This window comes from Inquilinus limosus, assembly GCF_002195995.1.
Lineage (GTDB): Bacteria > Pseudomonadota > Alphaproteobacteria > DSM-16000 > Inquilinaceae > Inquilinus > Inquilinus limosus_C.
Map to the genome: position 1 here is coordinate 25,322 of NZ_NHON01000006.1, position 11,735 is coordinate 37,056.

Consider the following 11,735-nt stretch of genomic DNA (forward strand, 5'->3'; position numbering starts at 1 on the left):
GGCGCTTCCAAGCTCTGGGAGCCTCCACATGCAGTTCCGCGACGCCCTGACCTTCGATGACGTCCTGCTGGTCCCGCAGGCCTCGTCGATCCTGCCCGCCGAAGCGGACACGCGGACCAGGCTGACCAAGCGGATCGAGCTGGGCATCCCGCTGCTCTCCGCCGCCATGGACACCGTCACCGAGGCGCCGCTGGCCATCGCCATGGCCCAGGCCGGCGGCATCGGCGTGATCCACCGCAATCTCGACATCGACCGCCAGGCCGAGGAGGTGCGCAAGGTCAAGCGCTTCGAGAGCGGCATGGTGGTGAACCCGATCACCATCGGCCCCGACGCCAGCATGGCCGAGGCGCTGGCGCTGATGGACCGGCACGGCATCTCCGGCTTCCCGGTGGTGGAGAAGGACGGCAAGCTGGTCGGCATCCTGACCAACCGCGACGTCCGCTTCGCCAGCAACCCGGCCCAGCCGGTGCGCGAGCTGATGACCAAGGACAGGCTGGTCACCGTGCGCGAGGGCGTCGGCAAGGACGAGGCCAAGCGCCTGCTGCACCAGAACCGGATCGAGAAGCTGCTGGTGGTCGACCAGGACTACCGCTGCATCGGGCTGGTCACGGTCAAGGACATCGTCAAGGCGCAGCTGCACCCGAACGCCTGCAAGGACGAGCAGGGCCGCCTGCGCGTCGCCGCCGCCACCGGCACCGGTGACAAGGGCATCTCCCGCGCCGAGGCGCTGTTCGATGCCGGGGTCGACGTGCTGGTGCTGGACACCGCGCACGGCCATTCCGAGGGCGTGCTGAAGAGCGTCGAGCGGGCGCGGCGCCTGACCAACTCGACCCAGCTGGTGGCCGGCAACGTCGCCACCGCCGACGCCGCCAAGGCGCTGATCGATGCCGGGGCGGATGCGGTCAAGGTCGGCATCGGCCCGGGGTCGATCTGCACCACCCGCATGGTCGCCGGCGTCGGCGTGCCGCAGCTGACCGCGGTGATGGATTGCGTCGAGGCCTGCCGCAAGGCCGGCATCCCGGTGATCTCCGATGGCGGCATCAAGTATTCCGGCGACCTGGCCAAGGCCATCGCGGCCGGCGCCGACGTGGTGATGCTGGGCTCGCTGTTCGCCGGCACCGACGAGGCGCCGGGCGAGGTGATCCTGTACCAGGGCCGCTCCTACAAGAGCTATCGCGGCATGGGCTCGCTGGGCGCCATGGCGCGCGGCTCGGCCGACCGCTACTTCCAGCAGGAGGTGTCGGACACGCTGAAGCTGGTGCCGGAAGGCGTCGAGGGCCGGGTGCCGTACAAGGGCCCGATCGCCAATGTCGTCCACCAGCTGGTCGGCGGTCTGAAGGCGGCGATGGGCTACACCGGCAGCCGCACCATCGCCGACCTGCACCAGCGGGCGGAGTTCGTGCGCATCACCAATGCCGGCCTGCGCGAGAGCCATGTGCACGACATCACCGTGACCCACGAGGCCCCGAACTACCGGCCGGGGCTGTAAGGAAGAGGGGGCCCGCTCCCCAAACCGTCATTGCGAGCGCAGCGAAGCAATCCAGGGGCCAATGCGCACCGGCCCCTGGATTGCTTCGTCGGCTTCGCCTCCTCGCAATGACGGAGAGGGGTTGCGTCGTCCTGCGGCTGGCCCCGGCCGTCATCGCTCCCTATTCTGACTGGCCAACGCTGCAACCGGCACGGTCGACATGGACGCTGATCCCTATCTGTGGCTCGAGGACATCGAGGGCGAGACGGCCCTCGACTGGGTCCGGGCGCGCAACGCCGAGAGCAGCGGCCGCCTCGCCGAGACGACGGCGTTCGAGCGGATGCGCCGGCAGATGCTGGAGATCCTCGATTCCGAGGAGAAGCTGCCGCACATCGTCCGCCGCGGCGACCGCTGCTACAATTTCTGGCGCGACGCCGCCCATCCGCGCGGCCTGTGGCGGCGCACCACGCTCGCCTCCTTCCGCACCGCCGAGCCGGTGTGGGAGGTGCTGCTCGATCTCGACGCCCTGGCCGAGGCCGAAGGCGAGAACTGGGTCTGGCACGGCTCCGACGTGCTGGAGCCGGACTACAAGCGCGCCCTGATCGCCCTGTCGCGCGGCGGTGCCGACGCCCATGTGGTGCGCGAATTCGACCTGGAGAGCCGCAGCTTCGTGCCCGACGGCTTCGTCCTGCCCGAGGCCAAGAGCCGCTTCGGCTGGAAGGACGCCGATTCGATCTATATCGGCACCGATTTCGGCCCGGGGTCGCTGACCCGCTCCGGCTATCCGCGCATCGCCAAGCTGTGGCGGCGCGGCCAGCCCCTGGAGGCGGCGACGACCGTCTATGAGGGGCAGGAGGACGACCTCGCCGTCGACGCCGTCCATGACGACTTCCCCGGCTTCGAGCGGGATTTCGTCTCCCGCCGCATCGATTTCTACACCAGCGAGCTCTACCTGCTGGGGGACGACGGCAGCCTGACCCTGATCGACGTGCCACGCGACGCCGAGGCCGGCACCCACGGCCCCTGGCTCTTGGTGTCGCCGCGCACGGAGTGGACGGTGGGCGGCCGCACCTATGCCGGCGGCGCTCTGCTGGCCGCGCCCTTCGACGATTGGGTGGCCGGCAAGCGCGAACCCGTCGCCCTGTTCGAACCGACCGAGACCACCGCGCTGTCGAGCTATTCCGGCACCCGCAACCACCTGGTGCTGCAGATCCTCGACGACGTGAAGAGCCGGGTCGAGGTGCTGACGCCGGGCGAGGGCGGCTGGCGGCGCCAGGCGCTGGAAGGCCTGCCCGAGGCCGCGACCATCGCCTATGTCGGCACCGCCCCGCACCAGGATGACGACATCCTGGTGCTGGCCTCCGGCTTCCTCGAGCCGGACACGCTGTATCGCGGCACCGCCGGCCAGCCCGGCTTCGAGACGCTGAAGCAGGCGCCGGCCTTCTTCGACGCCTCGCCCTATGCGGTGGAGCAGCATTTCGTCGCCTCGGCCGACGGCACCCGCGTGCCGTATTTCGTGGTGGCCCGAAAGGATGCTCCGCGCGACGGCTCCGCTCCGGTCCTGCTGACCGGCTATGGCGGCTTCGAGGTGCCGCTGCTGCCGCACTACATCCCGGGCGAGGGGCGGCTGTGGCTCGACCGTGGCGGCGTCTACGCCGTGGCCAATATCCGCGGCGGCGGCGAATACGGGCCGCGCTGGCACCAGGCGGCGCTGCGCGAGAACCGGCCCCGCGCCTATGAGGATTTCGCCGCCGTGGCGCGCGACCTGGTGGCCCGCGGCATCACCTCCGTCCCGCATCTCGGCATCGAGGGCGGCAGCAATGGCGGCCTGCTGGTCGGCAACATGCTGACGACCTATCCGGAGCTGTTCGGCGCCATCGTCTGCGCCGTGCCGCTCTTGGACATGAAGCGCTACACCAAGCTGCTGGCCGGCGCCTCATGGGCCGCGGAGTACGGCGACCCGGACAAGCCGGAGGACTGGGCGTTCCTGCAGACCTTCTCGCCCTACCAGAACCTGCGGCAGGACGGGACGTACCCGCCGGTGCTGTTCCTGACCTCGACCCGTGACGACCGGGTCCATCCCGGCCATGCCCGCAAGATGGCGGCGCGGATGATCGAAATGGGCAAGGACGTCCGCTACTACGAGAATATCGAGGGCGGCCACGGCGCCGCCGCCAACAACGCCCAGACCGCCTTCAACCAGGCGCTGATCCATGCGTTCCTGTGGGACAAACTGACGTAGATCCCCCAGCGTCAACGAGGCCGCCGATGCTCGCGATCGAGATCAAGGGAGTTCATTGGGACCCCGACCCGCCCGCAGCGACCGAAAGCTCCGTTCGCGCGACGGTAACCGTCGAGGTTGGGCTTCGCGACAAGGACGGCGCGGATATCTTTCACACCTATGTCTGCACGCCCGCCTGGATCCAGGAGCGGGTGAACGCTGAGACGGTCTTCTGGCCGAGAGGTCACCTGATCGTCCAGCGCCTGGATCTGGAGCATGTGACAGCCGTGCTTCAGGCGCTTGCGGAGCAGTTTGCGGGATCGCGCGATTGGGATCAGTTCGGCGAGCGGCTTAACCGATATCTCTGCTGGGAGTTCAAGGACTACAACGACTATCAAGGCGACGTCACCCCGCCGCGGCTCAAAACCCACTAGGCAAGAGACGGCAGCCCTTCATTCCTGAATGGCGGACCTTCAGCCCTGTCGGGCTGCCTCAGCCGTGCGACGCCCCGATCATGCTGCCGCACCACTATTTGCGGAGGCATCTTGGCAAATCCCCTCATGATCCTGGTCGCCGGGCCGTACCGCTCCGGCACCGGCGACGATCCCCGGCGGATCGCGGCCAATATGCGGGCCATGAACGAGGCCGCGCTGCGACTTTTCCGGGCCGGCCACCTGCCGATCACCGGCGAGGCCCTGGCCCTGCCGCTGGTCGAGACCGCCGGCTCCTCCGGCCTCGGCGATCCTGTCTTCGATGAGATCTTCCACCCAATCGGCGAGCGCGTGGCGCGGCGCTGCGACGCCTGCCTGCGCATCGGCGGCCCGTCGGTGGGGGCCGAGGCGATGGTGGCGATCTTCGAGGAGGCTGGGCGACCCGTGTACCGCAGCCTGGCCGAGGTGCCGGGATGCGCCTGATGCAGGACCGGATCCGGATCAAGTCGGTCGAGACCCTGTCCGACGACTGGTACGTGCTGAAGAAGACCACCTTCGACTACCGGCGCCAGGACGGCAGCTGGCAGACGGTCAGCCGCGAGACCTATGACCGCGGCAACGGCGCCGCGATCCTGCTGTACGACCCGGCGCGCGGCCGGGTGCTGCTCACCCGGCAATTCCGCTTCCCGGCCTATGTCAACGGCCACCCCGAGCCGCTGATCGAGGCCTGCGCCGGCCTGCTCGACGACCGCGACCCGGAGACCGCGATCCGCCAGGAGGCGGCGGAGGAGACAGGCTATCGCGTGGCGGCGCCGCGCCGGGTGTTCGAGGCCTTCATGAGCCCGGGGTCGGTGACCGAGCGACTGGTCTTCTTCGTCGCAGAATACAGCCCGGCCGACCGCGCCTCGGATGGCGGTGGGATCCAGGCCGAGGGCGAGGACATCGAGATCCTGGAGCCGACCCTGGCCGAGGCGCTGGCCATGGTCGAACGCGGCGAGATCATGGACGGCAAGACCATTCTCCTGCTGCAATACACCCAGCTTCACCGATTGCTGGGCTGAGCGTGACCACGGGCGCCGCCATCTCTTCTCTCGTCGGGCAGACCTTTTCAGAGTTCTCAACACCGTCATTGCGAGCGCAGCGAAGCAATCCAGGGGCCAGTGCGAACCGGCCCCTGGATCGCCACGTCGCTTCGCTCCTCGCGATGACGACTCTATGATCGGTTCAGCGAGGCTGCAGCGAAGAACCGAGCGTGACCACGGGCGAGCCGAACTGGGACGACATCCGCATCTTCCTCGCCGTCGCCCGAACCGGCAGCCTGACCGAGGCCGCGCGGCGGCTGGGGCTGAGCCAGCCCACCATCGGCCGCCACCTGCGGTCGCTGGAGGGCCTCGCCGGCGCCCGGCTGTTCGACCGCTTGCCGAACCGGCTGGAGCTGACCGCCCGCGGCCGGACGCTGCTGCAGGCCGCCGGCGGCATGGAGGAGGGGGCGGGCGCCCTGCTGCGGGAGCTGCAGCAGAGCGTCGACGCCGAAGCGGAGCCGGTACGGGTCTCCGCCACCAGCTCGGTCGCGCTGTTCCTGACCGCCCATCTGCAGGTGCTTCTCGCTGAAAGCGGCCAGGCGATCGCGATCGGCAACTCACGGGCGCGAGCCAATCTCGCCTGGCGCGAGGCCGACATCGCGCTGCGCATGCGCCGGGTGCCGGAGGAGGGGGATCTCGCCGCCCGCCGGGTCGGCCGCATCGGCTTCGCCCTCTACGCCGCCCGGGCCTATCTGGAGCCGCGCGGCCTTGGCGGTGACTCCAGCCTGGCCGGCCTGGACTTCATCGGCCTGCCGGAGCCGGAGCGGACGCCGTCGCAATCCGCCTGGTTCGACGCTGTGGCCGCCCAGGGCACGCTGCGCTGCCGGCTGGGCGAGGTCTATCTGCGCCACCGGGCGGCGGCCGACGGGCTCGGCGTGGCGCTGCTGCCCTGCTTCCTGGGCGATGCCGACGACAGGCTGCTGCGCCTCGGCGGCCCGGTGCCGGAGCTGGCCGAAGACGTCTATCTGATGCTGCATGGCGAGCTGCGCCGCGACGACGCCGTCCGCGCCGTCACCGAGGCGTTGGCCGCCTTGTTCCACCGCCAGCGCCGCGCGCTCGAAGGCACGCGGCGCGTCGTCTGACTCGGACTACTCCGCCGCCTGCCGGTCCTGCCGGCTGTGGATGATCTGCCACAGCCTCGGCGGCGTCGCCGGCATGTCGACATGCTCGACGCCGAGCGGCGACAGGGCGTCGACGATGGCGTTGATGATCGCCGGCGGCGCGCCGATGGCCCCGGCCTCGCCGGCACCTTTCACCCCCAGCGGGTTGGTGGTGCAGGGGATCTCGTTGTACTTGAAATTGACCAGCGGCAGGTCGATCGCCCGCGGCATGGCGTAGTCCATGAAGGAGCCGGACAGCAGCTGGCCGCTCTCCGGGTCGAACACCGCATGCTCCAGCAGCGCCTGGCCGAGGCCCTGGGCGATGCCGCCATGCACCTGGCCAGCCACCATCAGCGGGTTCAGCACCCGGCCGAAATCGTCGACCACGGTGTAGCGCAGGATCTCGACCTCGCCGGTGTCGCCGTCGACCTCCAGCTCGACCACATGGGCGCCGTTCGGGAAGGTGGCCGAGGGCGGGGTGAAGCTGCCGCGCTCCTCGAACACGATCTCGCTGTCGCTGGCCGCGTCGGTCTGCGCCGCGATCTCGGCCAGGGTCAGCGCCCGGTCGGTGCCGACCACGGTGAAGCGGCCGTCGGCGAAGGCGATGTCGACCGCCGCCGTCTCCATCAGATCCGCCGCCCGCAGCTTGGCCTTGTCCTGGATCTTCAGCGACCCGTCGCGGATCGCGGCGCCGCCGACCGGGACGGAGCGCGAGCCGCCGGTGCCGTTGCCGGTGCGCACGAGGTCGGTGTCGCCCTGGACCAGAGTGACCTGGTCGGGCTCGACCCCGAGATGCTCGGCGATGATCTGCTTGTAGGCGGTCTCGTGGCCCTGGCCGTTGGTCTGGGTGCCGACATAGATCGTCACCTTGCCGTCGCGGCTGACCCGGACATCGGCGGCCTCATCCTCGCCGCCGGCGCAGGCCTCGACATAGGTGGCGATGCCGAGCCCGCGATACTTGCCCGACCGGCCCGACTCGCGGCGGCGCGCCTCGAAGCCGGCGACATCGGCGATCTGCGCCGCCTCCTCGAGGTTGCGGGTGAACTCACCGCTGTCATAGGTCACGCCGGTGACCGTGTCGTAGGGCATGGCCGAGGGGGGGATGTAGTTGCGCCGCCGCAGCTCGACCGGGTCGATGCCCAGCACGCGCGACGCGTGGTCGACGATGCGCTCGACATTGTACGCCGCCTCCGGCCGCCCGGCGCCGCGATAGGCGTCGACCGGCTGGGTGTTGGTGAACACGCCGCGCACCCGCTCATACACGCCCTGCAGCGTGTACAGCCCGTTCAGCATCTGGGCGCCGCCGGCCATGGTCGGGATGAAGGGCGCGAAGTTCGACAGATAGGCGCCCATATTGGCGATCAGATCGACCCGCAGCGCCAGGAAGCGGGCGTCCTTGTCGACCGCCAGCTCGACCGTGGTGACGTTGTCGCGGCCATGGTCGTCGCTGATGAAGGCCTCGGTCCGCTCCGACGTCCATTTCACCGGCCGGCCGAACTTGCGGGCGGCGTAGAGGGTCGCCGGATATTCCGGATACATGAACAGCTTCATGCCGAAGCCGCCGCCGACATCGGTGCTGCGCACCAGGAACCGCTCCGGTGGCAGCTTGAAGATGTCGTTCGCCAGCATGTCGCGCAGCATGTGCACGCCCTGGCAGGAGACGTAGAGCACGAAGCGGCCTTCCGTCGCATCCCAATCGGCGTGGCAGCAGCGCGGCTCCATCGGCGAGGCGACCACCCGGTTGTTGACCAGGTCGACCTTCACGATCCGGTCGGCCCGGGCGAACAGCGCCTCGACCTTGTCCTTCTCGCCGAACTCCCAGTCGAAGCAGACATTGCCCGGGGCGGCATCCCAGATCGCCGGGCCGGCCATGGTGCCGGTCAGGTCGGTCGCCGAAGGCAGCGAATCATAGTCGACCTCGATCGCCTCGGCGGCGTCCTTGGCCTGTTCCATGGTCTCGGCCACCACCAGCGCCACCGCCTCGCCGACATGGCGCACCCGGCCGCGCGCCAGGATCGGCCGCGGCGGCAGCACCTGGTCGGAGCCGTCGCGGTTCTTCACCGGTGCGTAGCATTTCAGGTCGGCGATCCCGTCGGCATCGAGATCGGCGATGGTGACGATGCCGATCACGCCGGGCATCGCCGCGGCCGCGCTGGTGTCGATGCCGCGGATCTCGGCATGGGCGAAGGGCGAGCGCAGGAACCAGGCCTGCGCCTGGTTCGGCGCGGAGACATCGTCGGTGTACCGGCCGCTGCCCTTCAGCAGTCGCGGGTCCTCGCTGCGGCGCATAGGCTGGCCGATGCCGAACTTCGTCGCCACGATCTGCTCCTCCCGGGCTTTGAATCAGGTTAGGATCGGACGTGGCGCCACGGGCGTCAATGCCATGTCGGACAATATCCGCGCCGGGATGCGGCCTGTATTGTCCGCCGGTGCAGCGAGGGGCTGGTATTGGGGGCTGGTCTTCGCTACATAAGCGCCATCGCCGGCTGCCGGGCGCAGCCGGCCGTTTTTGTTTGTCGACAGGTGTCCAGTGCAGCAGGTCTTGCTCGTCATCCACGTCCTGATCGCCATCGGCCTGATCGGAGTGATCCTGATCCAGCGCAGCGAGGGCGGCGGCCTTGGCATCGGCGGCGGTGGCGGCGGCGGGCTGGTCTCGATCCGCGGCCAGGCGAACCTGTTGACCCGAATCACCGCGGTCCTGGCCGGGGCCTTCATGGTCACCAGCATCGTCCTGGCGATCATGGCCGGCGCCCATCGCAGCGGCTCCGCGATCGTCAACGAGGTGACGCCGCCGCCGGCGCAGGGCGCGCCGGCCAGCACCGCTCCGTCCGGGCCGAGCGTTCCCACGACGGAATAACCTGTCGGCATGACTGTCATGTCGGGGCGGCCCCGGTCTGGGGCCGCCTCGTTGTTTTTGGCTGGACGAATCTGGGGTAGGGTTGAATTCCATGACGCGGTACATCTTCATTACCGGCGGCGTGGTCTCCTCGCTTGGCAAGGGACTGGGCGCAGCAGCACTCGGGGCACTCCTTCAGGCGCGGGGCTTCAAGGTCCGGCTCCGGAAGCTCGACCCCTATCTCAACGTCGATCCGGGCACGATGAGCCCGACCCAGCACGGCGAAGTCTTCGTCACCGATGACGGGGCCGAGACCGACCTGGATCTGGGCCATTACGAACGCTTCACCGGCGTCTCGGCCCGCAAGAGCGACAACGTCACCACCGGCCGGATCTACTCCAACGTGATCGCGCGGGAGCGCCGCGGCGACTATCTCGGCGCCACGGTGCAGGTGATTCCGCACATCACCGACGCGATCAAGGAGTTCATCCGCTCCGACGTCACCGACGAGGATTTCATCGTCTGCGAGGTCGGCGGCACGGTCGGCGACATCGAGAGCCTGCCGTTCCTCGAGGCGATCCGCCAGTTCGGCAACGAGGTCGGGATCGAGAACGCGCTGTTCCTGCACGTCACGCTCTTGCCCTACATCCCGGCGGCGGGCGAGCTGAAGACCAAGCCGACCCAGCATTCGGTGAAGGAGCTGCTGTCGGTCGGGATCCAGCCGCAGATGTTGCTGTGCCGCGCCGACCGGCCGATCCCGGACAATGAGCGGCGCAAGATCGCGCTGTTCTGCAACATCCGGCCGGAGCGGGTGATCGCCGCCCTCGACGTCGACACCATCTACAACGTGCCGATCTCGTATCACGAGGAAGGCTTCGACGATCAGGTGCTGGCCTATTTCGGCATCGGCCAGGACAAGGCGCCGGACCTGTCGCGCTGGACCGGCATCGTCCAGCGAGTGCGCCAGCCGGAGGGCGAGGTCACCATCGGCGTGGTCGGCAAGTACACCTCGCTGATCGACAGCTACAAGAGCCTGGCCGAGGCGCTGACCCATGGCGGCATAGCCAACAACATCAAGGTCAAGCTCGACTGGATGGATTCGCAGATCTTCGAATCGGAGGATGCGGTCAGCCATCTCGAGCATGTCCACGGCATCCTGGTGCCCGGCGGCTTCGGCGAGCGCGGGGCCGAAGGCAAGATCCGCGCCGCCCAGTTCGCGCGCGAGCGCAAGGTGCCATATTTCGGCATCTGCTTCGGCATGCAGATGGCGGTGATCGAGGCGGCGCGCCATATGGCCGGGCTGCCGGCGGCCAACTCGACCGAATTCGGCCCGACCAACGAGCCGGTGGTCGGCCTGATGACCGAATGGACCCGCGGCAACGCGCTGGAAACCCGCAAGACCGACGGCGACCTGGGCGGCACCATGCGCCTCGGCGCCTATCCGGCGGCGCTGGTGCCCGGCAGCCGGGTGGCCGGGATCTACGGCGCGACCGAGATCAGCGAGCGGCACCGCCACCGCTACGAGGTCAACATCAACTACCGCGAGCGGCTGGAGCAGGCCGGCCTGTTCTTCTCCGGCCTGTCGCCGGACGGCGTGCTGCCGGAGATCGTGGAGCTGCCGGACCATCCCTGGTTCATCGGCGTGCAGTACCATCCGGAGCTGAAGTCGAAGCCGTTCGACCCGCATCCGCTGTTCACCGACTTCATCCGCGCCGCGATCGAGCAGAGCCGGCTCGTCTGAGGACATGACCATGACCGCAGCCCGCCCCGTCACTGTCGGCCCTGTCACCTTCGGCAACGACCGGCCGTTGACCATCATCGCCGGCCCGTGCCAGCTGGAGAGCCGCGAGCACGCGCTGGAGATGAGCCAGGCGCTGGTCGAGATCACCGGCCGGCTGGGCCTCGGCCTCGTCTACAAGACCTCCTTCGACAAGGCGAACCGCACCTCCGCCGCAGCCCAGCGCGGCCTGGGGATGGAGAAGAGCCTGCCGATCATGGCCGAAATCCGGGAAAAGTTCGGCTGCCCGGTGCTGACCGACATCCACGACGCGGCGCAATGCGCGCCGGTGGCGGAGGCGGTGGACATCCTGCAGATCCCGGCCTTCCTGTGCCGCCAGACCGACCTGTTGCTGGCCGCCGGCGCCACCGGCCGGGCGATCAACGTCAAGAAGGGCCAGTTCCTGGCGCCCTGGGACATGAAGAACGTCGCCGCCAAGATCGCCTCGACCGGCAACGACAAGGTGCTGCTGACCGAGCGCGGCGTCAGCTTCGGCTACAACACCCTGGTCAGCGACATGCGCTCGCTGCCGATCCTGGCGCAGACGGGATATCCGGTGGTGTTCGACGCCACCCATTCGGTGCAGCAGCCGGGCGGGCAGGGCACCAGCTCGGGCGGCCAGCGCGAATTCGTGCCGGTGCTGGCCCGGGCCGCGGTCTCGATCGGCGTCGCCGCCGTGTTCATCGAGACCCATCAGGACCCGGACCACGCCCCGAGCGACGGCCCGAACATGGTGCCGATCAGCAAGCTCGAGGCGCTGCTGACCACCCTGGTCGCGCTCGACCGCATCGCCAAGGCCGACCCGGTCCGGATCTGACAG

General features: G+C 69.1%; 10 protein-coding genes. 9 read left to right on the forward strand and 1 reads right to left on the reverse strand.

Translation table 11 applies throughout. The features are described from left to right. Positions 1-28 precede the first annotated feature (28 nt). The 6 genes from guaB (at position 29) to BWR60_RS04980 (ending at position 6,284) form a co-directional block, all read left to right on the forward strand. The gene (guaB, locus tag BWR60_RS04955; RefSeq protein WP_088149903.1) at positions 29-1,489 is read left to right on the forward strand and encodes an IMP dehydrogenase; all 1,461 of its coding nucleotides are present in this window, start codon (positions 29-31) and stop codon (positions 1,487-1,489) included. Between the two features lie 199 nt (positions 1,490-1,688). Further along, the gene (locus tag BWR60_RS04960) at positions 1,689-3,710 is read left to right on the forward strand and encodes a prolyl oligopeptidase family serine peptidase (RefSeq protein WP_088149904.1); all 2,022 of its coding nucleotides are present in this window, start codon (positions 1,689-1,691) and stop codon (positions 3,708-3,710) included. Positions 3,711-3,736: 26 nt separating this feature from the next. Continuing rightward, the gene (locus tag BWR60_RS04965) at positions 3,737-4,123 is read left to right on the forward strand and encodes an Imm8 family immunity protein (protein ID WP_088149905.1); all 387 of its coding nucleotides are present in this window, start codon (positions 3,737-3,739) and stop codon (positions 4,121-4,123) included. Between the two features lie 111 nt (positions 4,124-4,234). Beyond that, positions 4,235-4,603 (forward strand): hypothetical protein, encoded by a 369-nt coding sequence (locus BWR60_RS04970; RefSeq protein ID WP_218823347.1) that lies wholly within the window; start codon positions 4,235-4,237, stop codon positions 4,601-4,603. Further along, on the forward strand, positions 4,603-5,181 hold the full coding sequence (locus BWR60_RS04975; protein WP_218823348.1) for an NUDIX domain-containing protein: 579 nt from the start codon (positions 4,603-4,605) through the stop codon (positions 5,179-5,181). The genes BWR60_RS04970 and BWR60_RS04975 overlap by 1 nt, the downstream gene beginning before the upstream one ends. 191 nt (positions 5,182-5,372) lie before the next feature. Next, entirely contained in the window at positions 5,373-6,284 is a 912-nt protein-coding gene (locus tag BWR60_RS04980; protein ID WP_088149908.1) for a LysR family transcriptional regulator, read from the forward strand. A 6-nt stretch (positions 6,285-6,290) separates the two neighbouring features. Here the strand turns inward: BWR60_RS04980 and BWR60_RS04985 are convergent, their stop codons facing one another. After that, positions 6,291-8,621 (reverse strand): xanthine dehydrogenase family protein molybdopterin-binding subunit, encoded by a 2,331-nt coding sequence (locus BWR60_RS04985; RefSeq protein WP_343216362.1) that lies wholly within the window; start codon positions 8,619-8,621, stop codon positions 6,291-6,293. Between the two features lie 211 nt (positions 8,622-8,832). Between BWR60_RS04985 and secG the strand changes: the two genes are divergently transcribed. From secG to kdsA, 3 genes are all read left to right on the forward strand, one after another. Then, entirely contained in the window at positions 8,833-9,159 is a 327-nt protein-coding gene (gene secG / locus BWR60_RS04990) for a preprotein translocase subunit SecG (RefSeq protein ID WP_088149909.1), read from the forward strand. 91 nt (positions 9,160-9,250) lie between these two features. Beyond that, positions 9,251-10,879 carry a CTP synthase gene (locus tag BWR60_RS04995; RefSeq protein ID WP_088149910.1) on the forward strand — a complete coding sequence of 543 codons (1,629 nt, stop codon included), beginning with the start codon at positions 9,251-9,253 and terminating at the stop codon, positions 10,877-10,879. Positions 10,880-10,889: 10 nt separating this feature from the next. Then, complete coding sequence (gene kdsA, locus BWR60_RS05000; RefSeq protein WP_088149911.1) at positions 10,890-11,732, forward strand: 3-deoxy-8-phosphooctulonate synthase; 843 nt, start codon at positions 10,890-10,892, stop codon at positions 11,730-11,732. The last annotated feature ends 3 nt before the right edge of the window (positions 11,733-11,735 follow it).